Source organism: Synechococcus sp. PROS-9-1, assembly GCF_014279775.1.
GTDB lineage: Bacteria > Cyanobacteriota > Cyanobacteriia > PCC-6307 > Cyanobiaceae > Synechococcus_C.
Window position 1 is genome coordinate 1,247,792 of the sequence record NZ_CP047961.1, and the last position, 26,178, is coordinate 1,273,969.

Annotated in this window: 25 protein-coding genes and 1 pseudogene; 12 read left to right on the top strand and 14 right to left on the bottom strand. The window is 53.6% G+C overall.

The features are described from left to right. The first annotated feature begins 29 nt into the window (after positions 1 to 29). From SynPROS91_RS06575 to SynPROS91_RS06590, 4 genes are read left to right on the top strand one after another with little or no spacing between them, the layout of a single operon-like run. On the top strand, positions 30 to 509 hold the full coding sequence (locus SynPROS91_RS06575; protein ID WP_186515722.1) for a pentapeptide repeat-containing protein: 480 nt from the start codon (positions 30 to 32) through the stop codon (positions 507 to 509). Further along, a complete protein-coding gene (locus SynPROS91_RS06580; protein WP_186515723.1) occupies positions 506 to 937 on the top strand; it encodes a hypothetical protein in 432 nt (143 codons plus the stop codon). Before SynPROS91_RS06575 ends, SynPROS91_RS06580 begins: the two co-directional genes overlap by 4 nt. Before the next feature lie 27 nt (positions 938 to 964). Further along, entirely contained in the window at positions 965 to 1,399 is a 435-nt protein-coding gene (locus tag SynPROS91_RS06585) for a 23S rRNA (pseudouridine(1915)-N(3))-methyltransferase RlmH (RefSeq protein ID WP_186515724.1), read from the top strand. Between the two features lie 42 nt (positions 1,400 to 1,441). Further along, entirely contained in the window at positions 1,442 to 1,825 is a 384-nt protein-coding gene (locus tag SynPROS91_RS06590) for a hypothetical protein (protein ID WP_186515725.1), read from the top strand. A gap of 19 nt (positions 1,826 to 1,844) precedes the next feature. Here the strand turns inward: SynPROS91_RS06590 and SynPROS91_RS06595 are convergent, their stop codons facing one another. Beyond that, the gene (locus tag SynPROS91_RS06595; protein ID WP_186515726.1) at positions 1,845 to 2,258 is read right to left on the bottom strand and encodes a hypothetical protein; all 414 of its coding nucleotides are present in this window, start codon (positions 2,256 to 2,258) and stop codon (positions 1,845 to 1,847) included. Positions 2,259 to 2,551: 293 nt separating this feature from the next. Here SynPROS91_RS06595 and SynPROS91_RS06600 point away from each other — a divergent pair, with 293 nt between their 5' ends. The 3 genes from SynPROS91_RS06600 (at position 2,552) to SynPROS91_RS06610 (ending at position 5,417) form a co-directional block, all read left to right on the top strand. Further along, complete coding sequence (locus SynPROS91_RS06600) at positions 2,552 to 3,307, top strand: GAF domain-containing protein (protein WP_186515727.1); 756 nt, start codon at positions 2,552 to 2,554, stop codon at positions 3,305 to 3,307. Positions 3,308 to 3,682: 375 nt separating this feature from the next. Beyond that, positions 3,683 to 4,126, top strand: a complete 444-nt coding sequence (locus tag SynPROS91_RS06605) for a LexA family transcriptional regulator (protein WP_186515728.1) — start codon at positions 3,683 to 3,685, stop codon at positions 4,124 to 4,126. Positions 4,127 to 4,142: 16 nt separating this feature from the next. After that, positions 4,143 to 5,417, top strand: coding sequence for a Y-family DNA polymerase (locus SynPROS91_RS06610; RefSeq protein WP_186515729.1), 1,275 nt, complete (start codon positions 4,143 to 4,145; stop codon positions 5,415 to 5,417). Between the two features lie 44 nt (positions 5,418 to 5,461). Here SynPROS91_RS06610 and SynPROS91_RS06615 read toward each other — a convergent pair whose 3' ends face one another. The 3 genes from SynPROS91_RS06615 to dnaG all read right to left on the bottom strand — a co-directional run bounded on the left by SynPROS91_RS06615 (position 5,462) and on the right by dnaG (position 8,885). After that, positions 5,462 to 5,761, bottom strand: a complete 300-nt coding sequence (locus SynPROS91_RS06615; RefSeq protein WP_186515730.1) for a hypothetical protein — start codon at positions 5,759 to 5,761, stop codon at positions 5,462 to 5,464. Beyond that, positions 5,761 to 6,018 carry a hypothetical protein gene (locus SynPROS91_RS06620; RefSeq protein ID WP_186515731.1) on the bottom strand — a complete coding sequence of 86 codons (258 nt, stop codon included), beginning with the start codon at positions 6,016 to 6,018 and terminating at the stop codon, positions 5,761 to 5,763. The genes SynPROS91_RS06615 and SynPROS91_RS06620 overlap by 1 nt, the downstream gene beginning before the upstream one ends. 785 nt (positions 6,019 to 6,803) lie before the next feature. Further along, positions 6,804 to 8,885 (bottom strand): DNA primase, encoded by a 2,082-nt coding sequence (dnaG, locus tag SynPROS91_RS06625; protein WP_186515732.1) that lies wholly within the window; start codon positions 8,883 to 8,885, stop codon positions 6,804 to 6,806. A gap of 101 nt (positions 8,886 to 8,986) precedes the next feature. Between dnaG and SynPROS91_RS06630 the strand changes: the two genes are divergently transcribed. Beyond that, positions 8,987 to 9,901 (top strand): DMT family transporter, encoded by a 915-nt coding sequence (locus SynPROS91_RS06630; RefSeq protein WP_186519562.1) that lies wholly within the window; start codon positions 8,987 to 8,989, stop codon positions 9,899 to 9,901. Between the two features lie 18 nt (positions 9,902 to 9,919). Here SynPROS91_RS06630 and SynPROS91_RS06635 read toward each other — a convergent pair whose 3' ends face one another. Together SynPROS91_RS06635 and SynPROS91_RS12200 are read right to left on the bottom strand one after the other, a co-directional pair. Beyond that, positions 9,920 to 10,393 (bottom strand): hypothetical protein, encoded by a 474-nt coding sequence (locus tag SynPROS91_RS06635; RefSeq protein ID WP_186519564.1) that lies wholly within the window; start codon positions 10,391 to 10,393, stop codon positions 9,920 to 9,922. Between the two features lie 136 nt (positions 10,394 to 10,529). Beyond that, a complete protein-coding gene (locus SynPROS91_RS12200; RefSeq protein WP_255439649.1) occupies positions 10,530 to 10,655 on the bottom strand; it encodes a hypothetical protein in 126 nt (41 codons plus the stop codon). 1,891 nt (positions 10,656 to 12,546) lie between these two features. Between SynPROS91_RS12200 and ruvA the strand changes: the two genes are divergently transcribed. Genes ruvA through SynPROS91_RS06650 form a run of 3 tightly spaced genes read left to right on the top strand, consistent with a single transcriptional unit; the run spans position 12,547 to position 13,976 of the window. After that, positions 12,547 to 13,206, top strand: a complete 660-nt coding sequence (ruvA, locus tag SynPROS91_RS06640) for a Holliday junction branch migration protein RuvA (protein WP_186515733.1) — start codon at positions 12,547 to 12,549, stop codon at positions 13,204 to 13,206. Between the two features lie 56 nt (positions 13,207 to 13,262). After that, on the top strand, positions 13,263 to 13,532 hold the full coding sequence (gene rpsO, locus SynPROS91_RS06645) for a 30S ribosomal protein S15 (protein WP_186515734.1): 270 nt from the start codon (positions 13,263 to 13,265) through the stop codon (positions 13,530 to 13,532). Positions 13,533 to 13,559: 27 nt separating this feature from the next. Then, complete coding sequence (locus tag SynPROS91_RS06650) at positions 13,560 to 13,976, top strand: PAM68 family protein (RefSeq protein WP_186515735.1); 417 nt, start codon at positions 13,560 to 13,562, stop codon at positions 13,974 to 13,976. A gap of 27 nt (positions 13,977 to 14,003) precedes the next feature. Here SynPROS91_RS06650 and SynPROS91_RS06655 read toward each other — a convergent pair whose 3' ends face one another. The 8 genes from SynPROS91_RS06655 to trpD all read right to left on the bottom strand — a co-directional run bounded on the left by SynPROS91_RS06655 (position 14,004) and on the right by trpD (position 24,190). Continuing rightward, positions 14,004 to 17,531 (bottom strand): DNA polymerase III subunit alpha, encoded by a 3,528-nt coding sequence (locus SynPROS91_RS06655; RefSeq protein ID WP_186515736.1) that lies wholly within the window; start codon positions 17,529 to 17,531, stop codon positions 14,004 to 14,006. An 88-nt stretch (positions 17,532 to 17,619) separates the two neighbouring features. Then, positions 17,620 to 19,083: an Asp-tRNA(Asn)/Glu-tRNA(Gln) amidotransferase subunit GatA gene (gatA, locus tag SynPROS91_RS06660; protein WP_186515737.1), complete on the bottom strand. Its 1,464-nt coding sequence runs from the start codon at positions 19,081 to 19,083 to the stop codon at positions 17,620 to 17,622. Between the two features lie 43 nt (positions 19,084 to 19,126). Then, positions 19,127 to 19,372 carry a DUF1816 domain-containing protein gene (locus SynPROS91_RS06665; protein WP_186515738.1) on the bottom strand — a complete coding sequence of 82 codons (246 nt, stop codon included), beginning with the start codon at positions 19,370 to 19,372 and terminating at the stop codon, positions 19,127 to 19,129. A gap of 55 nt (positions 19,373 to 19,427) precedes the next feature. After that, on the bottom strand, positions 19,428 to 21,116 hold the full coding sequence (gene rlmB / locus SynPROS91_RS06670; protein WP_186515739.1) for a 23S rRNA (guanosine(2251)-2'-O)-methyltransferase RlmB: 1,689 nt from the start codon (positions 21,114 to 21,116) through the stop codon (positions 19,428 to 19,430). Between the two features lie 11 nt (positions 21,117 to 21,127). Further along, positions 21,128 to 21,535, bottom strand: a complete 408-nt coding sequence (locus SynPROS91_RS06675; RefSeq protein ID WP_186515740.1) for a Mini-ribonuclease 3 — start codon at positions 21,533 to 21,535, stop codon at positions 21,128 to 21,130. Further along, on the bottom strand, positions 21,532 to 21,888 hold the full coding sequence (locus SynPROS91_RS06680; protein WP_186519566.1) for an STAS domain-containing protein: 357 nt from the start codon (positions 21,886 to 21,888) through the stop codon (positions 21,532 to 21,534). The genes SynPROS91_RS06675 and SynPROS91_RS06680 overlap by 4 nt, the downstream gene beginning before the upstream one ends. A gap of 85 nt (positions 21,889 to 21,973) precedes the next feature. After that, the gene (gene carA, locus SynPROS91_RS06685; RefSeq protein WP_186515741.1) at positions 21,974 to 23,113 is read right to left on the bottom strand and encodes a glutamine-hydrolyzing carbamoyl-phosphate synthase small subunit; all 1,140 of its coding nucleotides are present in this window, start codon (positions 23,111 to 23,113) and stop codon (positions 21,974 to 21,976) included. 30 nt (positions 23,114 to 23,143) lie between these two features. Then, on the bottom strand, positions 23,144 to 24,190 hold the full coding sequence (trpD, locus tag SynPROS91_RS06690; protein WP_186519568.1) for an anthranilate phosphoribosyltransferase: 1,047 nt from the start codon (positions 24,188 to 24,190) through the stop codon (positions 23,144 to 23,146). A gap of 209 nt (positions 24,191 to 24,399) precedes the next feature. Between trpD and SynPROS91_RS06695 the strand changes: the two are divergent. Then, positions 24,400 to 26,151, top strand: a pseudogene (locus tag SynPROS91_RS06695) (ABC transporter ATP-binding protein). Positions 26,152 to 26,178: the final 27 nt, after the last annotated feature.

The following is a 26,178-nucleotide window of genomic DNA, read 5'->3' on the forward strand; positions in this document are numbered from 1 at the left end:
TAGGCTGAACAGCAGTTGTCTCACTCCCGATGCGTTTGCGCTTATTGGCTCCGCTGATGGTTCTTTGGGTCATGCTGGCCTTGCCGATACAACCTGCATTTGCGGCCATGGATTATGCCAAGCAGGTGTTGATTGGAGCCGATTTTTCAAACCGGGAAATGCAAGGTGTGACGTTTAACCTCACCAACCTTCGAGAAGCCGATCTCTCTGGGAGTGATCTGCAGGGTGCAAGCCTCTACGGGGCCAAGCTCCAAGACGCCAATCTGAGCAACAGCAATCTTCGTGATGCCACGCTTGATTCAGCTGTCTTTGATGGAACCAACCTCACCAATGCGGTGCTTGAGGATGCGTTTGCTTTCAATACACGCTTCATCAACGTCACCGTTGAAGGCGCTGATTTCACCAATGTGCCTCTGCGAGCTGATGCGCTCAAGGTGCTGTGTGCCAACGCCGAAGGGGTTAACCCTGTGACCGGTCGAGACACTCGCGAAACCCTGGGCTGCTCATGAGTTTTGATCCCCGTAGCTTGGAGCGCCTCAAGGAGTTGGGCCGCTCCTTGCCTGAGCCGATCGCGCCTCCCCAACAGAACACCGATCACCCTTTGAAGGCGACCGAAAAGCGCCATCGGATTGAAACCGAAGACAATCCTGAACGCCTTTTTCAGGAACTGATGAAAGCGAGCAGTGATGGCACTGTTCCTGAACATTTGATGGCACGGCTCAAGGATGCTGAGCGCCACGTTGCAACTCAGAACAAAGCGAAAGCAACGGCTCAGACGCCTCCTTCATCCCAGACCCTGTCCAGACAACCGCTTCGCGGCGGCCAGGGAAAAACAACCCGTCCCTCTCGTCCGAAGGTGGCCGATGGAAGCGAAGAAGAATCGCTGTATGTGGCGTTTGGCCAACTTCTTTTGGAAGATGACGAAGACTCAATCTGAGTCCTGCCTGCGTTGGGATCCCCTGGGATGAATCCATCTCGCTGCCGCATTATCACCATCGGAAAAGTTCGAAAGGCCTGGGTGCAGGAAGGAATCGAGCTCTATCTCAAACGCCTGCCTGGACTCAAGATCGTTGAGTTGCGTGATGGCAATCCCGAAAAAGAAGCTGAATCGATTCGTCAAACGCTCCGAAGCGATGAATGGCCTGTGATGTTGATGGAACAGGGTGAAACCCTGACGTCAATCAGCTTCGCTGAGCGGCTCAGCAACCTTGGATCGCAGCGACTTGCATTCGTGATTGGTGGTGCTGATGGCTTAACAGCTGAGCTGAAAGCCCTGGCCCATTGGAAGCTCAGCCTCTCACCGATGACATTCCCCCATGAGCTTGCAAGACTTCTCTTAATCGAGCAATTGTTCAGAGCCCAAGCCATCCAGCAAGGAAGTCCATATCACCGTGCCTAGACAAGAGACTTCATTGTTGGCCTACTACTGAACCAAAACATCATGGAGCCAAAAAGTATTTTGTGTTTTGGAGACTCCAATACCTGGGGAATGGCGCCTGATGGGAGTGGGCGCTTGCCATTTGAAACACGCTGGCCCAATCTCCTCCAACAGATTCTGAATCAGCCCCCCATGATTGTTTTAGTCACTCCCGGAGTGATTCAAACCACACCACAATCTCTTGCTTGGGGATTCAAAGGTGCCACGGAAAAGTCTCTGTTGCTTCCCTCCCTTTATCGCAACCTTGCGGAACAAGAGTCGGTGTTCTTTTTCGATATACAAACAGTTGCTGAAACCTCTCCCCTCGACGGTGTTCACTTCGGTGGCGATCAGCAGCACTCCATTGCAGCTGGATTGGCAGATCTCATCACAGCGATTCCATCCTGAGACCGTTTTGGCTGCCCGTTCAGGCTTCCATCTGCGACGCCTCAAGTGCAGTGAACGCAATTGGCTCGAATTTCGCGACGCTCACACTCCAACACCGTGAGCTAATCGCCAACAGTCCTCGCCGAAAGGCTGCCTTATCCCCTGTGGTGAGCCAGTCCGCTTTGAGACGCGGCAAATCCTCAGGCAAATGCTCCATGCCTAATTCAGCGATCAGCAAACTTCCTGACCCCGCTTGGCGTTGCAAAGGCCCCTGATCACTGCGTTGCCAGACGCGAAGCAGGAGTTCCAAAGCCAGCTCACGGGCTATCTGCGCAGGAACACCCGCCTCATCTTGCGTTGCATCCTTCGGCAGGGAGCGTCCTCCGAGGGGCATAGCTCGTGTCCCATTCTGTGTAAACAGCGCAATTGCCAGGAGATAGGGAGAGTCGGCCATCAACAGCAGCTACATAGGGAGCCATTTTGATCGATGCGGGATCCAAGCTTCAACGATGTTTCCGCAAAGACCATTAGGCAGCACCTTGAAGAGAGCGCAATAGCTGACAGGCGCGTTGATTGCAAGCGCGTCGATTCAGAGACACGCGCTTAGAGCAGATCCTTTTTGATGCCACCCCACCACCAAAAAGCCGAAACAGCTGAAAGCTTAAACAATTTCAAATTAACTTTTATTCTCCTTTATGCGCATCCCGCTATTTGCATTCAAACTTTTAAAAAGCACAAGTGTTTCACTTGAAAAAGCCTGATATTCCCATAAACGAATCGGAAAGGCTAAAAGCACTTAGCGAATATAGAATTCTTGGCACAAAGCCTGAAGAGAATTATGATGATATAACGAAAATAGCTTCTCTAACATGTGGCACTCCAATTGCTCTCTTAAGCCTGGTTGATTCAGATCGGCAATGGTTTAAAGCCAAGGTTGGTATTGAGGCTCAAGAAACTGTGCGCGATTGGTCATTCTGCGCCCATGCAATTCACTCCTCTGAACCTTTAATCGTTGAAGACGCATTACAAGATGAACGATTCTTTGACAATCCCTTGGTTAAAGGAGAACCGAAGATCAGACTCTATGCGGGCTTTCCTTTGCAGAATGATGAAAATCACAGAATTGGGACACTCTGCGTTATTGATCGAGAGCCACATGGACTTAGCGATTCACAACTTAGCATCATGGAATCCCTGTCCAGGCAAGCAGTTGCCTTCCTAGAACTAAGAAAAAGATCAATCAAATTAATTGAATCTTATTGTGCACTTGTAGACGATGGAAATATTATCTCAACCTGTTCTTACTGCAGAAAAGCAAAAGACACCGATGGGCATTGGATGCATCTAGATCGATATTTATCTAAGCGCACTAATCTTAATTTCAGCCATGGAATTTGTGATTTATGCATTGAAGAACACTTTCCTGATGTTCTTGAAGTCTGGCAGTCAGAAGAAAAACTCAAGCTTGAATGCAAATCAACTAATCGAAAGATTGTGCTCTAGAAGCTGCCACTGAAGCAGCGAGTATCGCCTCCTTGCAGTTGGGCAAAGAACAAGAGCCCCTGCTTTTGAGATTGGCGCCCGTAGGCCCGGCATCCGCTGCAAAGCATTGCTACTCAGGGATCAGTCAAAGATTGCTGTGCCCATCGAGTAAGGGCGAGGCGATGCCCGCTCAATCTTCAGCAAGTGAGAGTTACCTGCAACTTGGGCTCCTTTCGGATTGGATTGCGAACGGTTTTCATTGAACTGCAATGATTCGCCTGCTCGAAGCCAGGGACGACCTGCTCGCAGTCCTGACAACGCACACCGCGCACACCGAGAAGCAGCAGAAAAAAGTAGAACGCTTGTACTATTAAGCGAGTGTGAACGTGCGCTTCCGTGAAAGTGGATCGGATCTCGCTTCAGCTACCCCAGCCTCTGCGACTCCAGCGTCAAGGGCTCAGCCTTCCTCTGGCGAGCGACCAGGTTGCAGCAGGGTTTCCCTCCCCTGCTGACGACTACATCGAGGTGGGGATCGACCTCAATGAACAACTGATTCGCCATCCAAGCAGCACCTTTTTTCTGCGGGTGAGCGGCGACTCCATGACTGGCGCGGGCATTCACCATGGCGATCTCTTGGTGGTTGATCGCAGCCTCGACCCTCGTCCTGGCCGAGTGGTGGTGGCCGTCCTGGATGGATCCTTCACTCTCAAACGCCTCGCTCGCTATCGCGGCCATCTACGCCTGGAAGCGGCCAACCCTGACTATCCCCATTTAGATCTCCATCGTTGCGGAGATGTGCAGATCTGGGGCGTCGCCATTCACGTCATCCATCCTCTCTAGCGCTCACATCATCGCGATGACCCAGGTCACGGCTCTCATTGATGCCAACAATTTTTATGCCTCATGCGAGCAGAGCCTGGATCCGGCCCTGATCGGCCGACCAGTGGTGGTGCTCTCCAATAATGATGGCTGCATCGTGGCCCGTAGCGCTGAAGCACGAGCTCTTGGCATCGCCATGGGCACCCCCTATTTCAAAGCGAAGCGGCATCTCGAACAGAACAATGTTGTGATTCGCAGCTCGAATTACGCCCTCTACGCCGACATGAGTCAACGGCTGATGAGTTTGTTGGAAGGCCAGGTTGAGGATCTGGAGATCTACTCCATTGATGAGGCTTTTGCCCGGCTCAGCCGCCCGTCGGACGGAAATCTGCGTCCATGGGCCCAGCAGTTGCGAACCTTGGCTCGACGCAACCTCGGTTTACCCATTGCCATTGGTCTTGGAGCCAGCAAAGGACAAGCCAAGCTCGCCAACCGCCTCGCGAAAGTGGTGCCGGCCCACGCTGGACTCTTTGATCTTGACTTGTGTCGTGATCCCGATCGCTGGCTGGAAACGATTTCGATTGAAGACGTCTGGGGCATCGGCCGCAAACTCGCTGTCTGGTGCCGAATGCGAGGAGTGGTGAACGCACGGGAGCTGCGTGATATGCCCAGCGGATGCCTGCGCGCTAAGGCCGGTGTGGTGGGAGTTCGACTCCAAAGAGAACTGCAAGGCCATGCCTGCCTACCGCTTGATCTCCAACCCTCTGCGAAGCAGGAGACCTGCGTAAGCCGCAGCTTCAGTCATCCAATTACCAGCCTGGAAGAGCTCCGCGAAGCAATCGCGACCTATGTGGTGCGAGCGGCTGAAAAGCTGCGAAAACAGCAGCAACGCACAGCGGCTCTCACGATTTATACGCGCACAAGCCCTTTCATTCCAGGCTTTTACAGCCGAGCTGCCAGCACCAGCCTTGATCTACCCAGCAACGACACGCGTGTGTTGTTAGAAGCTGCATTACCCCTAGTGGAACGAATTTTCCAACCGCACCGACCGCTGGCGAAGGCAGGTGTTCTGATGCAACACCTGCAGGGGATCGATCAACTTCAACAGCATCTATGGGTGCCCTGCACGGAGGAAGAGCAGCAGAAACGGGAGAGCTTGATGGCAACGGTCGATCGTCTCAATCACCGCTATGGGCGAGGCACCGTGCAATGGGCTGCCTGCGGTCTGGATCCGAGCTGGGCCATGCGACGCGAACGACTGGGTCGGGCCGCCACAACTCGCCTGAGCGACGTGCCGGTCGTGCGGGCCTAAACAAACACCGAGACTCATGCTTGCGCCAAATCATAAATATGAATTCACAACGAATCTTGCAATAACTGCACTTCTAATTCACGTCGACTGAGTAATAAAACCATGCGATATCCGTGGCTGTTAAGACCTGTCTGTTCTCGCACAAGATCTGTATGAGCGAGAGCCAATCCACAGGTTTCAACAAAAAGAACGGGAAGACTGCCGGCATTCCCACTCATACCTTGAAGATCAAGAGCCTGACGCACTGCTTGCTGTGCTTTCTCAGATCCCAATCGTTCCACAAAAGCGGGCCAGAGGTGATTCACTGGCGTGTAGGTCGAGAAGTCAAGCGTGGAGTCAGCCATCAAACGGGCAACTGCTCAATCGCAACGACAATCATCTGAGGAGTCACCGTAATCACTTCAAGAGCATCCTGATTATCAAGATAGGAATCGAAGGAGGCGAAACGCTCGACATGAGGATTAGCTCCCTCAACAGCACATGCCTCGATCCAATCGTTATTTTCAGGCTTCACAACCACGAAGGCCTGAAGGGCTTCATCGAGATCGCCACCATCGCCGATTCCTTCTCCATGCCAGATCGCTTCAAAAAATTCAGACATCGCTGAGAAGAGCTGTTCACTCATTATCAGTGATACAGATCTCCAGGAAGATTGCAAGCCCTTCTCGAAGGCGATTGAGCTGTGATGGCGTCGTTGACTGCTTGCCACACAAAACACTGTTGGCCCGTCTCAGTAATCGCTATCAAGGCTTGGTGCTTCGGGCTCAATCACCGCAGCCAAAGAATCTTGAGAGTGCTCCACACTTGAAGAACCCGAAAGGGTGTTCCATCACCATCGCAAACCATCCGTGCGGGGCAGTGCCGATGCTCACTGTTAGCCATCACGATGACCTTGCGGTGATCTTGGCAAATCCTCGAACCAACGAAGCATAAGATCAAACAATCATGCATCAATTGATTTACTTAAGAGACGAGTATACCCTTATGAAAAATTTAATCTGATCCCAAAAGCTGGCAGCATCGTTGGCTTTGCGTGGTAGACGGGCAGAAACAAAATGTCAAACAAAACCCTGCTAGAAGCAGGGCAAAAAAACTTCGATTCGATTTTGAACAGAGGAGAACATAGAGCTATACCCTGGGGAATGAAACAGCTTTCTCAGCCTCGTCCTATCGCTGAGTTTTCTGGTAAGCCTCCACAGCTCTAGCGATGCAGTTTTCATTGGGATTGAAGAACACCCTTAAGGGCTAGCTCCAAAAAAACACTGCGCCATCATCTAGCAAGGCAAACAAATACATTTTCGCAACAATTTGCTTCCGTTGATTCAAAGGTGAGGCCCACTGTTGTTGCAAAATCAAAAATCCAGGTTGTTGGCCAGTGCCAATCCATCAAGCCGCAGGAGGAATGGATTTAGGGGGAGTAGCAGCAGCAACCTCATAACCAGCACAGCGTTGTTGATCAAGATGCTGAATATGCTTCCTCTCGGAGTAATACAGCTCTTGCAATCGAAGCGCATCCGCATTCAACTTTTCAAACATGTCATGAATACGACCTTCCATATCCACTTCCACTGCCGTCGATGTCTGCTCTTGCTCATTGGCAATCAGCGAAGCAATGCACCGTTCCAGAGTCTCTAACCGTTGACCACCCCAAGCCTCCAGCAAGTGACGGCAACGTTTATGGCTCTTCTGTCGCTCCAACATGGCTGCAGTGCCTCGTAAAACATCCATGGGTCGCGCCAACGCCAAACGCTGCAGTTCTGCAGGCTCTAAAAGTGGCGTCAACCTGGCCACCAACGCGCTGTTTTCGAGCAGCAGCTGGTCGGTGAGCAAACGAGGAAGATCAAGGTCGGCCAACTCATGACCAGGATCTTTCCCCCGACTGATCGCCTCAAGCCGACCGGAGCCGATATTGCCTTCCTCAAGATCGGTGATCGCAGACCACAACAGACGGTGGTGCTGAAGAGCGAAGTCTTCCAACTCCCGTTGGCGTAATTCGCAACGCACCTGCGAGCGATGAATCGGACAGTGCAAGTAAATGCGCAGGATCTCGGCTTCGCAACGCTCTCGTTGGCTGACTTCACCAGCCTTTTCATGCCGGGCTGAACGTCCATGCCAGCGCTGACCTTGCACCTGTTGGCGCAAATCCTGCTCCAACTGCAAGGCCAAACGGCCTTGACCACCGCTTAACCGCTCCGCAACTTGCTGGAGGTAGTGCGTGCGAATCGCTGATTGAGGCAGCTTGCCTAACAGCTCCACCAAACCGCTAACAGCTTGTTGGAACTGATCAGCCTTGGTCAAATCACGGTCTTCAAGCACCTGTTCGATCTGCCAATCGAGCCAAAGCGGTGCCTGGTCGAGCAGGGCGCGATAGTCCCCAGCTCCATGGTCCTTTAAGTACTCATCTGGATCCTTCCCAGAAGGGGTGTGAAGCACGCGCAGCTCCAACTGTCCTTGAAGCGCAAGCTGCTCCACCTCACCGATCGCCCTGTTCGCAGCTCGGATCCCCGCACGATCGGCATCAAAATTAAGAACGATGCGCTTGCCATCACTGCACCGGCACAGTTGGGTGATCTGTTGACTGCTGAGGGCGGTACCAAGTGACGCCACAGCGTTGGTGACTCCCGCCGCATGCAAGGCAATCACATCGAAATAACCCTCCACCACCACAGCTCGATCGTCCTTGCGGATCGCATTGGCCGCCTGATCGAGACCGAAGAGGTGCTTGCCTTTTTCAAAGACCTCTGTTTCAGGGGAGTTCAGATACTTGGGATCGCTGCCATCAAGGCTTCGACCGCCAAAGCCAATGACCCGTCCCTGCCGATCGCGAATCGGAACGATCACCCGGCCACGGAAGCGGTCATAAAACCCGTTGCCTCCTTTCCTGGGCACGACAAGGCCCGCTGACTCAAGCAGCTCTGGCGATAACCCCTCAACGTGTTGAAGATGCTTGAGCAAACCGTCCCACTGATCGGGGGCATAGCCGAGCTCGAAGGTCTCCATCGTGGCTTCGCTCAAGCCACGCTGATCGCGCAGGTAAGCCAGGGCATCGGCGCCCGATGCACTCTTCAGCTGACTGCGAAACCAACCGGAAGCGAGGGCCAACGCACGATGCAGGTGATCCCGCCTTGAGAGTTGTTGACGGAGACGCTCCTGTTGAGGACCATCAACCGTTTCCACCGGGAGTTGATACCGGCGCGCCAAATCCAGAACAACGTCGCTGAAGCTCTGCCGCTGAAACTCCATCAAAAACTTGATGGAATTGCCACCCGCTCCGCAGGAGAAGCAGTAATAAAACTGCTTCTGCGGCGACACCGTCATCGACGGCTTGCTGTCGTCATGAAATGGGCAGACACCAACGAATTCCCGTCCCTTTTTTTTGAGCACCACGTGCTCGCCCACAACATCAACGATGTCGGCACGCTCCTTAACGGCGTCGATGGTGCGGGGGTGGAGACGGGGCATCGCCATGACGCCATTCTGCGAGCTCCGATGCCGTTCTGGCTGTTCAGCGCGATGCGCTGGCTGTTAAGCATGATGCGCCATGGTTGGCAGGTGTCGCCGAAACCACCATGCAAGGGCTGTTAGGCGCGATAAGAGGCAGCCAGTCCGCTAAGGAATGGCGAGCCTGCGGAGCCCTGATCGCCTGTGCGTTGGCGTTCAGCTTGATGACCGTTTGCGTGAAACACCTGGGGGGAAGGCTTCCAGTCGCAGAGGTCGTGCTGGTGCGCTCCTTGATCAGCATTGCCATCACCCTGGCGATGTTGCGTCGTCTCAAGGTCTCGCCCTGGGGAGAACAGCGTGGATTGTTGTTGATCCGTGGGGGCTTAGGGACTGCAGCCTTGTTGTGTTTCTTTGAGGCCCTCGCTCGGCTTCCACTCGCAGCAGCAACCCTGCTGCAGTACACCTATCCAACTCTGACGGCACTGGCGGCATGGCTGCTTTTAGGCGAGACCATCCGACGCCGGATCGGCATCGCTGTGTTGTTAGGCCTGCTGGGGGTCACGTTGGTGGTTCAGCCGGAATGGGTAGGGGGCACGATGGGAAGCCTGCCCGCCATGGCGGCTCTGATTGGCCTAGGCGGAGCGTTACTGACGGCACTGGCTTACGTGAGTGTGCGCCAGCTATCGGTTCAAGAGCACCCTCTAGTCATCGTCTTTTACTTCCCCTTGGTGTCGGTGCCAGCAACCCTGCCCTTGCTCTGGGGGCAGGCCGCGCTGTGGCCCAATCCAACCGAGTGGGTCTGGCTGATCGGGGTTGGGTTGTGCACTCAGATCGGGCAGATTTGGTTAACCGAAGGCCTATCCGCCCTACCTGCAGCACGCGCCACCTCCATTAATTACGTCCAAGTGGTGTTTGCCTCACTGTGGGGCGTGCTGTTTTTTGCCGAACCGATAACGGGCGCCGTAGTGCTTGGAGCCTTGTGCGTCTTGGGCGCCACGCTGATCAGCCTGAGCGCCAGGACGGCTCGAAAAGCAGAAACCTGAATCCTTTCAAGCCCAGAATCAGAGCGAATCAATCGGCAAAGGATGGGTGATCCAATCTTGAGACGTTCCATCACTCGAGCCAACCGGCTGGGCTAGACGCCAACTTTGGCCGCGTTCACCTCGCTCTAAGAAGAGCTCAAAAGGACTATCAACTCGCACTGAATCAGCGGGAAGCCTCCAATCGAAGCGCCCGGTGAGATGAATTCCACGTTGCTCACCGAGGCGGATCGACTCCTGATCTTCCACGCGAACACGACTCACTTCAGGCAACCCAACGGGGTCTAACTCCAGGGAACGCGCAATCGCTGTTTGGGTTAATTGAATTTGCAGCCCCAGCGCTTTCAGCAAAACACCGCGTGGGGGTTGATCGGATGGTCCACATCCGGTTAATCCAAGGTTCAGAAGCAACACCATGCAAACAACCAGCAAAGGTTGAACGCTGCGCTTGAGCGGTGTGATCCAAACGTTCAGGCTTGGCAGGGCAGGCGGCATGAGCAGCCAATCAATGCTGACAACGATAGTTGCCAATTGGATCAATCTTGACCGCAATAGAAATAGAGCAGTGAAGGTGCAAAAAAAATCCGCACAAGGCGGATGAATGCTGAATAATTGGTGCGGCAGGAGCTGATTACTTTTTCTTTGCAATCCGCACTGCTAGAGGATTGAGAGGGCAGGCCAAGGCATGAAATGGTTTGTGATGACCTTCGAAAATCAAGCTCCCCATCGGTTGAGCATGGGCGGTATGAATTTCCATGAGTGAGTGTTTCGCTGTATTCGTTCTACAAACGCGCTGAGCAAGGTGCGATAGGTAAAACCGCCCATCCATGGGACGCATGATTAGAAACCTGGTGATCAGAGGCCGTACTTGCGAGCAAAGCTGTTGTGATTGCGACCATGGCAACGGAGTTGATTGTGCAATTCGCAAAATCGTCTAATTGCATCCTTCGTTGATCCGACTTGATCCGCAATGACAACTCTGATGAGGCTGATCAGTTGGTGCAAATCACGAAAAGTTCAACGATTGGCAGTTGTCTTCGTGAACCGATAAGACGCCACCGTTGGGCAAGAAAGGTTCATCTTTGATCGGTTGTCAGCATGACGATGGATTCAGTAGTGCCTTGCAGATGCCTTTCATCCACAAACGATCCATCAACCGACGCCTTAGCGCTGAGGCACGCCATTCCTAATTTCGGTGGTTTTTGCTGTGATGGCAATGCGCCTTTACACCGATGGCAAGTGTGCGCTGTTGGCACAAACTATGGACATCGAGATCGGAGGCGCTTTGACAGACGACACTCCACCTGAGTCATCAGCAGAAGCAAGCTGACTTCAGGTCCCTGCTCCAACAGTCTCAACAAGACGTGGGTTGTTCCTTTGGTAGGCAATGCCTTGCGCGCCATGCCAATCGATGCTCCATCTGCACCGTCTTAGGTGCCCTACGGAGAACACGACCCCACACCTAGAGCCCCGGCCCCAGGTGATCCTGCAGACAGTCGCTTCGCACCACCCCTTTCAGTTCACTGTGTTCGATACGAGGTTCAGGCTTCCGCGATACAGGTTCACTGATTAATGGTTTGCGATATGCATAAACGAGCGAGTTAGGCCGTCTCTTCCATCCGGGAGGGGCGGCCTCTCTTCATGGAGGGGCAATGCTGAAGTACAGCTACATCCCCGCGATGCATAACTATCAGCAATTAATGCAATATCACCAAAGTTTCACCAGTGTTCAGCAGGGTATGTATCGCTACAAACAAAAACATGGACATAGAAGATCCTTTGCGCAGCGGCATCGAGCTGCTGACAAAAGGGAGAGCACGAGCGGCCTGAGAAACCGCTCGTTTTTTTGGCCATTATTCATGACTGATGCCGCTGTCTGACGGAATCCGATAAGACTGCCTTCCGGGCATCCAGATAACGGAAGACAAAAGAAAACCCCGCCAAAGGCAGGGTTTCTTGGCTTCTCGTAGGACGTGTTGCCTTGTTTCCACTCCGTGAAGAAGCCCTCCTCACCCAACTATCTTGAGTGACTGGAAGCATCGTGCAAGACACGTCTTGTCACTTGTTGGATTGCCACAAAGCTTGGCCATTGACTTATAAAGAAACGGTCAACTCCTGACCAAGGATTGACTCCTCACACCCCCTAAAGAAGGCATCAAACACCTTCTTTTTTTATGTCTATAAAAAATTTTCATCTTTAGAGCACACTCCGCTGCCAGCGGGTGGCCTGAATGGCATGCAAACTCTGTAAAAACAACCAAGCAAAGCCGATCAACACTCACGCAATTCAAGGAGAGTGATTGAACCAAAACCCCACAAAGGGCGCACATTCCCTCTTGTTGGACAGGTTGCCTTGTTGTTTCCGTCTCCAGAAGACGCCATCTTCAAGTGAAAAACGACGCCGACATCTAAGCAAACACGTCTCTACGTATCAGTTGGTTGACTGAGTGGCACATTCTTATCGAATATGGAAAAGCCATCTCCTCACAAGATTTGGCTCCTCACACCCCCGAAGAAGGCGGATTCGCCTTCTTTTTTTATGCCATGGCATTGCACCAAGGCGATCCCCTGTGTGACCTTTCGATTAACGATTGGCTTGATGCGATGGCCCAAGGTCTCTTCATCAGCCTGAAAACGATGGTTGTCGCATGATTGGCTGGCTGCAAGGAGAACGAATCGAACACTGGAGTCAGGGCGGTCGTCAGGGATTGGTCATTGCTTGCGCTGGTGTGGGATATGAAGTTCAACTGGCTTCGAGGTACCTGCAACCTCTCTCCGCTGGGACCACCTGCACCGTCTGGATTCATCAAGTTCAAAGGGACGATGGCTCGAGTTTGTTTGGCTTCCCGGATCGAAGGGAACGGGACTTGTTTCGAGTTCTGATCAGCGTGAATGGTGTCGGTCCTCAAGTGGGACTGGCGTTGCTGGAGAGCTGCAGCGCTGCAGAGTTGATCGAAGCGATCATCGATGGAGACCTGCGTCGCCTCACCCAAGCTCAGGGCGTCGGGAAACGCACAGCAGAACGCCTTGCGGTGGAGCTTCGCGATCGGCTGAGTGGCTGGAGTGCAGAGCGAGAAAGTGATCGTTCCGACCTCTCCTTGGTGGACAGGAGTGATCTCAAATCACTGCCAATTGAACCCGACCCACTGCAAGATTTACAGCTCACCCTCAACACACTGGGGTATGAGGATTTAGAGATCCGTCGCGCCATGCGCGCAGTCGCCACAGGGCAAGAGGTCCCGGCATCGGATGACGGGGATGGGTGGTTACGCGCCAGTCTGCGATGGTTGAACCGGCCTTCGGCGTAATCGTGCCCACGACGAGGTAAATTGTTTCTTTGCACAAGTAGGGCCGGACGCTTCGCATGTCGCTCGATACAACTGAAAAGCAGCAACTCATCAACAGTCACCAAACCCATGCCACCGACACCGGATCGGCAGAGGTTCAGGTCGCCATGCTCAGCGAGCGCATCTCGAAGCTCAGCGGCCATCTTCAGCAAAACATCCACGACTTTTCGTCCCGCCAGGGTCTGCTGAAGATGATTGGTCGTCGCAAGCGTCTGCTTGGTTACGTGCGAGGCAAAAGCGAGCAGCGCTACAGCGATCTCATTTCTAAGCTTGGAATCCGCGGCTAAGCAAGCTGCACAGGACTTCAGGAGCCCATGGCTGATCGACGCAACTCTCTGCCCTTCGAGCCGCGCCGGTCAGCAGAAGGAACGAAATCAGAATCCAAATCCAAACGACCTGCTTCTCAATCAGGTCGTAGCCAACCCATTCCCAAGTCGGTGGCCAACCGAATGGCAAGACGTGTGGCAATCGCCACAGGAATCCCTTCAATCATGGGGATGGGTGTTTTTGTAGGAAGTTATTTCTTAGTCTCACGCCAAATCATGGATGTTCCTCCTGGGATCACCTTGCTCGGCTCTGGCGGTTTCTTTTTGTTGGGACTTGGAGGGCTGAGTTATGGAGTTCTATCAGCCAGTTGGGAACAGGATGCCGGAACTTTGCTTGGTCTTGAGCACATCAAGCCAAATATCCAGCGAATGCGCGAATCCATACGGGCTCAAAAACAGAGCTAAACCAAAGCGGGGCGATTCACACCGCAATTAATTCAGTAGAGGTTCGCTGCATTTCACATTGAAGGCCTTCTCTTGGAGATGAAGCGCTGCAGCGGAAGCATCGCTTACACAAAACTGGGGTCCAAGCCGCACATAGCGAACCGTATTGCCCTCTCGAACTGCGGCAACAACGGGGACTCGGACTCCCAACTGTTCCTGATCTGGACGGTAGGCCTGAAGACATTCACGCAATTTGTGTTGGACGGCCACATCGCTGGCCTGTTCTGGATCAAGTTCGACCATCAGTAAACGCAAATCATCGATGGCTCGGCAGTCATCCACAATCAATTGAACCCGCTCGTCTCGGCGATCCACCGCTGCCCAGACCAGTAAACGAGCCTCAGCCATCAGGTGATCAGCCAAACGTGCATAGCTTTTGGGAAAGACCACCGCTTCACAGGATCCAGTGAGATCTTCCAGAGTCAAGACAGCCATTCGATCTCCCTTGCGCGTGGTGACCTGACGCATCTCACTGATCATCGCGATCGCACTGACCTTGGCTTTATCGGCTTGTTCTTCAAGACTCCCGAGCCCAATCGGAGCCAAAAGCTTCGCTGGAGGAGTGAGCTGTTTTAAAGGATGATCAGAGAGATAAAAACCAACAAGATCCTTCTCCAAGCGGAGCTTTTCTGTGGGGTGGTAATCCTTCACTGCAGGAGCCTTTGGCGCCAAGCTGAGATCGGTCGCCGCATCATCGGCATCGGCGCCATCACTGGATGCTGCCATCAGATCAAACAAGTTGCCCTGACCACTGGCCCGATCTTTAGCCCTTGATGTGGCCCAATCAAGAAGAAGATCTAAATCAGCCATCAGTTGAGCCCGATTCGCCTCGGGCTCAAGAGCGTCCATCGCTCCGCAATGGATCAACGACTCCATACTTCTGCGATTCAGCACCGCAGAGGGAAGACGATCACAGAGATCAGCAAGCGATTGGAATGCCCCTTCTGATTCCCTAGACCCAATCACGGCACGGATCGCGCCATCGCCGAGATTACGAACAGCAGACAACCCAAACAAAATGCGATCACCCTTAGGAGTGAAATCAATACCTGAAGCATTGATGTCGGGTGGCATTACTTCAATGCCCATCGCATTGCAATTGGAGATATAGCGCTGCACTTTGTCGCTGGCTCCAGCATTCACCGTGAGCAAGGCAGCCATATAAGCCACAGGGTAATGCGCTTTTAAATAGGCCGTTTGATAAGTAACGGCTCCATAGGCCGTGGAGTGGCTTTTATTAAAACAATATTCAGCAAACAGCACCATTTGATCAAAGAGCTCATCAGCAACTTTTTGATCTACGCCACGATCGGACGCACCTTGCACAAAGATCCCGCGATGTTTCTGCATTTCTGACACTTTTTTCTTACCCATCGCGCGACGAAGCAAATCAGCCTCGCCCAATGAATACCCGGCCATCTCTTGAGCAATTTTCATAATTTGCTCTTGATAAACCATAATCCCATAGGTTTCTTGAAGGATCGGCTCAATAGAGTGGTGCGCAAAATCGATAGCCTCACGACCATGCTTACGGTTAATAAACTTAGGGATTAATCCTGCATCTAAAGGACCAGGTCGATAAAGAGCCAAAATCGAGGAAATATCCTCCAAAGATGAAGGCTTTAGATCGCGAACGATTTGACGCATTCCAGTGGATTCAAGCTGGAAGATTCCTTCCAAGTCACCACGGGCAAGCAGGGCATACGTTTCAGGATCTTCAATTGGAAGCTTGTCTGGATCTATCCTTTCTCCACTCGTGGCAGCAACGAGCTCCAGAGTTTTATCAATCATCGTAAGGTTTTTAAGGCCTAGGAAGTCCATCTTCAGGAGTCCCATAGACTCCACATCTTCCATAAAGTATTGAGTAATTACTTGTCCATCGTTATTTCTCTGAAGGGGAACAAGTTGATCCAGAGGATCCGCTGCGATGACAACTCCAGCAGCGTGAACTCCATAGGTTTTATTGGTCCCTTCAATGCGCATCGCCATATCGACCCAGCGCTTCACTACAGGATCTTTCTTGTACTTCTCACGAAATTCTGGATTGGGAGATTCCTCACCGATCATCGCTGCCAACTTGGCAGGTTTACCGCGAACAACAGGAATCAGTTTAGCTAGTCGATCTGCATCGCCATAGGGAATATCCAGCACTCTTGCCACATCTTTCAAGACCGCCTTGGAGGTCATACGGTTAAACGTGATGATCTGAGCGACCTTGTCTTCGCCATAACGGCGGGTAACGTAATCAATCACTTCACCCCGACGTTCGATACAGAAATCGGTATCAATATCAGGCATCGACTTCCGTTCAGGATTCAAGAATCGCTCAAACAAGAGGCCATTACTAACAGGGTCAATATTGGTAATTCCAAGGGCGTAGGCCACCAATGATCCCGCCGCAGAGCCTCGCCCCGGTCCTACCGGAATTCCCTGCTCTCTCGCAAAGCGGATGTAATCCCACACCACAAGAAAATAGGTGGGGAATCCCATCTGTTCCATAATCTTTAATTCATGGGACAACCGATCTCCATAGATAGGATCAATCACTGTTTCGGAATCAATCTCCAAACGATTGCGTAAACCCTGCTCTGTGACTTCCTTCAAATAGCTCACAGCAGTATGTGGCTCTGGGATTGGGAAACGCGGCATCTGATATCGGCCAAGGATGTCGTAATCCTCAACTTTCTCAGCGACTTGCACAGTGTTTCTAATCGCTTCCGAGACCACATCTGGCTCGAGATGATCAGAAAAAAGCCGTGACATCTCCTCTTCACTTTTAAGGTATTCGGTGCCGGTATAACGCAACCTTTTAACATCACTGATCAGCTTGCCGGTCAAAACACAAAGCAAGGCATCATGTGCTTCTACATCGTTACGCGTAAGGTAATGAGCATCATTGGTGGCGATCAAACGAATTCCAAGCTCCTTGGCGATCCGAACAATTTCTACATTGACAATTCGATCTTCAGGTGAGCCATGATCCTGAATTTCTAAGTAAAAGTCATCGCCGAAGGTTTCCTGATACCAAAGCGCCACATCACGGGCTACATCAGGACGATCACGCATAATCGCCTGCGGAATTTCACCACCGAGACAAGCGGTTGCCAAGATTAATCCTTCGCCATATTGCTTCAGTAACTGTTTATCAACGCAGGCACGGGAAAAGATTCCTCGTCCTCGCATTCCACGCAAATGGCTGATGCTGGTGAGCTTCACCAAGTTGCGGTAGCCAGTGGCATTCTTCGCCAAAACCACAAGGTGATAGCGGCGCTCCTTTTTGGGTTGTGGGTCATCAATCGAACCGTTGATGACATACATCTCATTGCCGATAATCGGCTTGATGCCTGCTCCTTTGCACAGCTTGAGAAGCTCTACGGCTCCGTACATCACTCCGTGGTCCGTGAGTGCCAGTGCCGGCATCCCTAATTCTTTGGCACGTTCCACCATTTGAGGGAGCTGTGAGGCTCCGTCCAAAAGGCTGTAGTCGCTGTGGTTATGGAGGGGAACAAATGCCATGCCACCAGCGTAAACGCAGGCGCAAGATGTAGGGGTATCAATCCCTGCAAGCGCTACATGCAGGGTGCTGAGGCACTTTGCTGAGGCTTCAAGCGGGAATAAAGCTTCCCTCAGGGCGTCGGGCCATCACATCCGCAGACTGCTCGTACTGATGGGCCACCTGGAGGAGCAAAGGTTCCTCGAGCACGTTGCCGATCAGTTGAACCCCAATCGGCAGCCCAGCGCTGTCAAAACCACAAGGCACGTTGATGGCTGGCAAGCCTGCCAGGTTGGCAGGAATGGTGAGTAGATCCGCCAGGTACATCGCCAGGGGATCATCTGCATGGGCACCCGCAGCAAAGGCGGTGGACGGAGCGGTGGGAGTAAGCAACACATCCACGGTGGTGAATGCCGTCTCGAAGTCTCGACGGATCAAGGTGCGAACCTGCTGGGCCTTGCGGTAGTAAGCGTCCACATATCCGGCAGAGAGGGCATAGGTACCGATCAAAATGCGCCGTTGCACTTCACTCCCAAAGCCTTCAGCTCGGCTTCGAGCAGTCATCGCAGCAAGACTGGAAGCATCGTCAGCTCGGAAGCCATACTTCACGCCGTCGTAGCGAGCCAAGTTGGCTGATGCTTCGGAAGGGGCGATGACGTAGTAAGTAGCAATACCGTCGTTGAAACGAGGGCAGCTCACATCCACGAGCTCAGCCCCTAAGGACTGCAACAGATCGGCAGCGGCAAGCACCGAAGCCTTGACCTGAGGATCGAGTCCTTCCTGGTCAAAGCACTCACGCACCACTCCGATGCGCAGCCCAGTTACTGAGCGACCAAGACAATCGCTGTAATTGGGGACAGGCGCCCTAAGGCAGGTGGAATCTCGCGGATCTTCTCCAGCGATCGCTTGCAGCAGCTCGGCTGCATCAGACACTGAGGTGGCAAAAGGGCCCACTTGGTCAAGCGAGCTTGCAAAGGCCACCAGCCCGTAACGACTCACGCGGCCGTAGGTGGGTTTCAGACCCACCACGCCACAAAAGGATGCTGGTTGTCGGATGGATCCGCCCGTATCGGACCCCAAGGAAGCCATGCATTCACCCGCAGCAACGGCTGCTGCACTTCCTCCAGAACTCCCTCCAGGCACGTGCTCCGTATTCCAGGGGTTGGCTGTGGGTCCAAACGCTGAGGTTTCGGTTGAGCCGCCCATGGCGAACTCATCCAAATTGGTCTTTCCAATCAGAACAGCTCCAGAACGCCAGAGGCGATCCGTAACGGTGGATTCGTAGGGCGGAACAAAAGACTCCAGCATCCGGCTGGAACAGGTCGTGCGAATGCCTTTCGTGCAGAGGTTGTCCTTGATGGCAATCGGCACACCTGCCAAGGGGGGAAGATCCTCCCCTGCGGCACGGGCCTCATCTAACCGATCGGCATCGGCACGAGCTCGATCTGCTGTGACCTCCAAAAAGGCATGAACACTTGAATCAACTGCCTCAATTCGGGCCAGATGATGATCTGTCAGCTCCCTGGCGGAGACTTCACCGCTTTCAAGTTGCTGACGCCACTCGGCAATCGCCATCTGCAGGATTTGGGTTCCAACATCGACGCTATCAGCCGCAGGATCACCCTTGAGCGTTGATGGTTAGAGGTTCGGATCGACGGCAACGGAGAACCGAATGATCAATCGAGGAAGGTGCTTCTGAGGACAGGTCGTCGAGAAAGGCTGGCAGGACTTGTTCGAGACCGTTCTTGGTGACAAAGGGACCGAACCAATACGTGACATCAGGCCCATGGGTTTGGACACGAGCCCACCATGCAAAGCCAAGACCATTGGCGAGACTGCGGAGGGGCCTGATCAAGGGGCTCATGGAAGAGCGTTCGAGGTAAATATATTTTGCCTTGCTTCAAGACATTTGCTCGAAATTAGAGATCAATACTCACTGCAAAAGCATCAGGTCCTGACATTTCAGAGTCCCGCTGTAAATCAAGACTGACCAGTGAACCCTCCGCCGAGGCCTGCTCAGCAACTTGCTCATAAGCCGCACCAGATGGCTGTTCTGAGGGCTGCTCAGAGATAGGGGCTTCACCAAGCTCTGGAACCACAGGAGCAGTTTCGACAGCTGGTCCGGCCAACTTCGGCCTGGTAATTCGTGGCGATGGGTTCTGTCCCTTGAGACCCTTCATCCAGCCGCGACGCGCCACCTCATACAAACAAAGGGCCGTGGCAACCGATGCATTCAAACTGGGAGTGACGCCTCGCAAGGGAATGCGGATCAGCTGATCGCAATGACGACGCGTCAACATCGATAATCCTTGCCCTTCAGAGCCAGTCACAATCACAAGGGGACCATCCAGATCCACCTCTTCAAGGGTGAGATCACCTTCCTCAGCCAATCCGATCACGCGATAACCAGACGATTTAAGAGTTTCAAGGGAACGGTTGAGATTGACAACCCGAGCAACAGGTAAGTGCTCAAGGGCACCGGCAGCAACCTTGGCGACAGAGCCGGTTAAACCAGCACTTCTTCGCTGAGGAAGCACAACCCCATGAGCTCCGAGCGCTTCAGATGAGCGCACAATGGCACCCAAATTATGGGGATCGGTCAGACCATCTAGGGCTAACAACAGTGGAGCATCGTCCAAGGCGCTGCATCCCTTCACCAAATCCTCAAGGTCGAAGGTTTCAGCTGCAGCAGTTTGCAAAACAATGCCCTGATGTACAGCGCCACCGGTGAGCTGGCCCAGCCTTGCCCAGGTGACCTCCTCAACCAACACCCCGGACGATTTGGCATCTCTGAGCAGCTGAAGGAATTTCGAGGCACTGCGCAACTCAGAAGTGCACCAAATGCGATGAATGGGCCTGCCTGCCTCTAGAGCCGCCTGAGTGGCATGACGCCCCCAGAGCAAATCATCGGCCACAGCCTCTGCGGCATGAGGACTCGACTCACCGCGCGGTTTGTCATCCAAGTGTCCTGAAAACTTTTTGCCGCCGCTGCCGCCCTGACCACGACGTTCCGCAAAACGCGCTCGTCGCTCTCCGTAGGAACGATCAGAAGAGCGGCGATCAAAAGATGGCCGACGATCCGTTGAGCCCGAATCTTTAAAACGACGTTCGGATAAACGTTGATCTGCGAAAGGGCCTTCAGGGGGACGTCTTTCCGTGAACCGGTCCGAGGAGGAACGATCTGAGGAGCGATCGGCTGAGGGTCGACGATCGAAGGAAGACCGGCGGTCACTTGAGCCCGAATCTCTGGAGCGACGATCAAAGGAAGGGCGGCGATCATTGGAACCAGAATCCCCATAACGCCGCTCTGAGAAACGTCGCTCAGAAGGCTGTCGATCCGAGGGTCTGCGATCGGTGGAGCGGCGATCGAAAGCAGGCCGACGGTCCGTTCCATACGGATCGCCAGAACGACGTTCTGAAAAGCGCCGATCCGAGGGGCGGCGGTCACTGGAACGTCGGTCGCTGTTTCCGTTGTCAGGACGTCCCCCCCAGCTGTCATCGCGATCGCGGCGGATGGGTGGCGATCCATCACGAAACGGACGTCGACCGCGGGAACCTGAGCCGCTGCCAGAGCTGGAGGGGGGGCGGCGATCGAATCGTGAGCTCATAGCAGGGGTGGTTATGACAGGGCGGTGTCGGTCTCCTCGAGTCGATCCAAGAGCTGCGCAAGCCGCGTCGGATTCTGCAAAAAGAGCCAGCCAATCATTGTCTCAAATCCCGTTGCTCTCCCATACACGCCGGCATCAGCCCGCTTGGGTCCTCGGCCGGCCCTATTGCGCCCACGCCGCACGTAATCACGTTCTTGATCGGTCAAAAACGGCTCGAGTTTCTCTAATGCAGCGGCTTGGGCATCAGCCCGGACGAGAGAAACAACGGCTTGGTGTAAATCCTGAGATCGACCTGGGGTTTTGCAAAATCTCAGTCTTTGATGCAGTTCCCACACAGCATCTCCAAGCCAAGCCAGCTGTAACGATCCAAGATCACGCTCAGGCTCTTGTGCCAACTGAGAACGAATCCAGTCACTCAAGTTGAAAATTGGCTAACAGCCTTATCCAGATCTTCGGACAGGTGGAGAAACTCCTCAAGCCGCACCAACTTGACAGTTTGAACAACGCGGGCATTGCCAACCACCGCAAAGAGTCGTTTGGAGTCTTTGCACTGTTTGGCAAATTGAACAAGAACACCCAGGCCAGAAGAGTCGAGAAAATCAACCTTGACAAGGTCGATCACGGCCGGTGACTTATTGGTTTTGAGAACATCAGTCACGTAGGTCAAGAACTGACTCTCGGAATAGGCATCGAGCTGACCGGTGAAATGAAACACGACGCAGCCACCCTTTTGCTCGAAGCCACCCCGAAGCGAAACTGTTAATCGCTGCAGTTCAGTAATGGGACTAATCCCCCGAAATTATGTTGCAGCAAATACTAGGGAGATTGGCTTCTTCTCACCACAATCTGATCAGGATTCAACGGCGATCAGCCATCAAGCCTGCAAACCGGGCGAAATGATGATCTGCATCATGGGGGCCTGGGCTGGCTTCGGGGTGGTATTGAACACCAAACACCGGCTGATTCCTATGGGCTAATGCCGCCACGGTGCGGTCGTTCAAGTTGAAATGAGTGACTTCTACTTTGTCCTCAGGCAATGAAGCGGCATCAAGAGCAAACCCATGGTTTTGGCTGGTGATTTCCACCTGACCGGTGCTGCCACAAGGATGGTTGAGGCCACGATGGCCATAGGCCAACTTGAACGTTGTGCCCCCGAGGGCCAATCCCAGAATTTGATGGCCTAAACAGATCCCAAACATTGGCAGCTGTCTGTGTTCCAGCAAACTGCGGGCCAGTGTGATGCCTGATTGCACAGCCGCTGGATCTCCAGGTCCGTTGGACAGAAAAACACCTTCAGGCTCATAGGAGAGCACGGTGTTGATATCTGTATTTGCGGGCAAAACGGTTAGGTCACAGCCGTGGCTAACCATTCGTTCAAGAATGGCTCGCTTAATCCCGAAATCAATGGCTACAACCCGATAAGGGCGTTCAGGACGCGTTTGAAAACGTTGGTCAAACCTGACGCTGCAGGGCTTGGTCCAGCGATAGGCGGTTGGAGTGGTCACCTGATCAGCCAGGTTGAGCCCCTCCATCGAAGGGGCTTGCTTGAGGTCCTCTAAAAGCTCAAGAGCCGGGCGACCATCGCTGCTGATCACACCGTTCATGGGGCCTAATTCGCGCAGATGCCTCACCAGAGCACGGGTATCAACACCGTGTATTCCGATCACACCGTTTTGCTCCATCCATTCAGGAAGGGATTGTTGGCTGCGCCAGTTGCTCGCTTGAGGGGCCAGCTGCCTCACGATCAATCCACGGGCATGAGGCTGATCCGCCTCTTGGTCATCTGGATTGACACCCGTATTGCCAATCTCTGGATACGTAAAAGTGATGAGCTGACCTGAGTAACTGGGATCCGTTAAGACCTCTTGGTATCCCGTCATCCCGGTGTTGAACACCACCTCGCCGACCACGCTGCCGCGCTGCCCGCAGGCAAAGCCCTCGAGAACCGTGCCGTCCTGCAGGACCAGACGCGCTGTACATGGGTTAAGAGCGGTCATTAGCAGAAGCGAGTGTCAGCCATGGCCTCTTCATTCTTCCTTGCGACCCTCCAAGGCATCACGCAGAGACACAAGTCGATGCCACGGCTGACCTTCCTCCAAACTTGTCAAAGCCTGTTTGACTCCCTCAGATAAATCAGACTGAACGCCTGCAGCCCATAGGACCAGCGCGGTGTTCAAGGCAACAGCATCACGATGCGCGTCAGGCGCTTCACCCTTCAAAACCGCCTCAAGAATCTGCTGATTGGTCACCAAATCCCCACCCCGCAATGCATCAAGGGGGGCTGGCGTCAAACCAAAATCAGAGGCGTTGATTTGATCGGAACGAACGTTTCCATTCTCAAGAATGCGCACTTGATTGGGCCCCTCTAGAGAGGCTTCATCCAGCCCTCCTGAGCCATGCACCACAACAGCGCGCATGAGCCCAAGTTGGTGCAACGCCTCCGCCATCGGATCCAATAGTTCAGCTTTAGCGACACCGAGAACTTGCGCTTCTGGTGTGAGTGGATTCACGAGAGGGCCGAGCAGGTTAAACACCGTTCGCACCCCCAAACTGCGGCGAAGCGAAGCGAGATTGACGAGTGCTGGGTGCCATGCCGGTGCAAAGAGAAACGTCACCCGCGACTCAGACAAAGCGCCTACCACTGTTTCCAATGGAGCCTTGAGTTGCAATCCCAATCCCTCAAGAACATCGGCAGAGCCGACCTTTCCGCTGGCGCTGCGGTTGCCATGTTTCGCGACATTGGCCCCACAGGCCGCCGCTGTGAAAGCAACAGCTGTTGAGATATTGAAGGTGTTGGCCCCATCACCACCAGTGCCACAGGTGTCGACCAGCGCCAGGTTTGGTTTCGCGTCTGGGAGCGCACACGCCTTGCGCAAAACCTGGGCCATCGCAGCGAGTTCGGTGCCTTGAACGTCGCGTGCGCGAAACGCGGCGAGGAATGCACCTGTCTGCACTGGAGTGAGCTCTTCCGCGAGCCAGGCCTCCATGAGCGCAGCAGCATTCTCCTTAGACAAAACGTTTCCAACCAACAAATGCTCAAGCAGTTGGGGCCAGGACGCTGAAGCAGTGACCATGAAAGAAACGCGATTGAAGTAGCTGGTCAGAAAAAAGCCCGGTGTGCAGATGCACGCCGGGCCGGGTGATGGGGTCATCTCCACTATCACCCACAAATGAGGCAATGACCAGATCGATCAGTAACCAGCTTTGACTCGCAGAAAGAGAGCTTGCGAACCAACTTCTAGCCATGACGAATGCCTAGGTTGATAGCTGTTCTGCACCAGGCATGGCCGCCTTCCGTCTCGATTTAATCGGTCGCTATCTGCGTCCGCACCGTCGCACGGTTGTGGTGGGAGCCCTAACTCTGGTCGTCGTGAATATTCTCAGTGTCACGATCCCGCTTGAAGTGAGGCGGGTGATAGATGACCTACAGGACGGCTTCGCAATTTCCGACGTGCTGCGTCAAGCCGGCTTCATTGTGCTGCTAGCCACAAGTATGGGAATTGCCCGGCTGATTTCTCGCCAATTGGTGTTTGGGGTTGGGCGGCAGGTTGAAGTGGAATTACGCCAAAAATTATTTGATCAAATGCTGCTGCAGGAGCCCGGCTGGGTGCAGCAAACAGGTAGCGGAGAAATTATTAGCCGTGCCACGAGCGATGTTGAAAACGTCAGAAGGCTTCTTGGCTTTGCTGTCCTCAGCCTGACCAACACCGTCTTGGCTTATGCCTTCACGCTCCCAGCGATGTTGGCGATTGATCCAGGACTGACCGTTGCAGCGATCGCCCTCTATCCAGTGATGCTCGGATCAGTGCGCTTGTTTGGTGGTCGAATGATGCGCCAACAGCGCCGCCAACAGGAGGATTTGGCTGGTCTGAGTGAGCTCATTCAAGAAGATCTCTCCGGCATCGCAGCGATCAAGATTTACGGGCAAGAGGCTCCTGAGTTGGACGCTTTTAGCAATCGGAACAAAAACTACAGGGATTCGGCCATTCGATTAGCTCGAACCCGCAGCACCCTTTTTCCCTTACTGGAGGGGATTTCTTCCATCTCCTTGCTGCTCTTAATTGCCCTCGGAAGTGGGCAGTTGGAGCGAGGTGCGCTCACCATCGGCAGCTTGGTTGCTCTCATCCTTTACGTCGAACGACTGGTCTTCCCAACGGCCTTATTGGGCTTCACGCTCAACACCTTTCAGACCGGCCAGGTCAGCCTGGAGCGAGTCGAGGAACTCCTTTCGCGCCGTCCTCGTGTTGCAGATCCATTGGAGCCCGTCACTGTTAAAAAACAGATGCAGGGCGAACTAGAAGCAAGGGATTTGCATGTTCGTTATGACGGCAGCGACCAAGACACCTTGAGAGGCCTTTCATTCCACATTGCTCCTGGCGAGTTGGTGGCGGTCGTTGGTCCTGTTGGTTGCGGAAAAACCACCTTGGCCCGAGCACTTGGTCGCATGGTGGAAGTCCCTGAGGGACAGCTGTTTTTAGATGGCTGCGATCTCACACAGCTCCGACTTCAAGACCTCAGAGAGCAGATTGCGCTCGTGCCACAGGAGGGCTATTTGTTCACCAGCAGCCTTGCCGACAACCTGCGCTACGGAGATCCAGAAGCAGGAATGGATCGGGTTGAAGCAGCAGCAGATCAAGCGCGACTGCTTGCTGATGTGAAGGGATTTCCCGATGGTTTTGACACCTTGGTGGGAGAAAGAGGAATCACGCTCAGCGGAGGTCAACGGCAACGAACGGCCCTTGGCAGAGCCTTGTTGATGACGTCACCGTTACTTGTTCTCGATGACGCATTAGCCAGCGTTGACAACAACACGGCCGCAGAAATTCTCGCGTCCGTCCGTCGTCAAACCCAACGCACGATTGTGATGATCAGCCACCAGTTGTCGGCAGCGGCAGCTTGCGATCGGATTCTTGTTCTGGAGCAGGGACGCGTCGTATAGCAGGGGCATCACAACGAACTCATTACCGTCAAAGGCCCTTACCGCAGCCTTTGGGAGCGGGAACAGGCCGCAGAACGATTGGATGCCGTGGCTTGAAACATGAAACGCTTATCCATAAAGTCA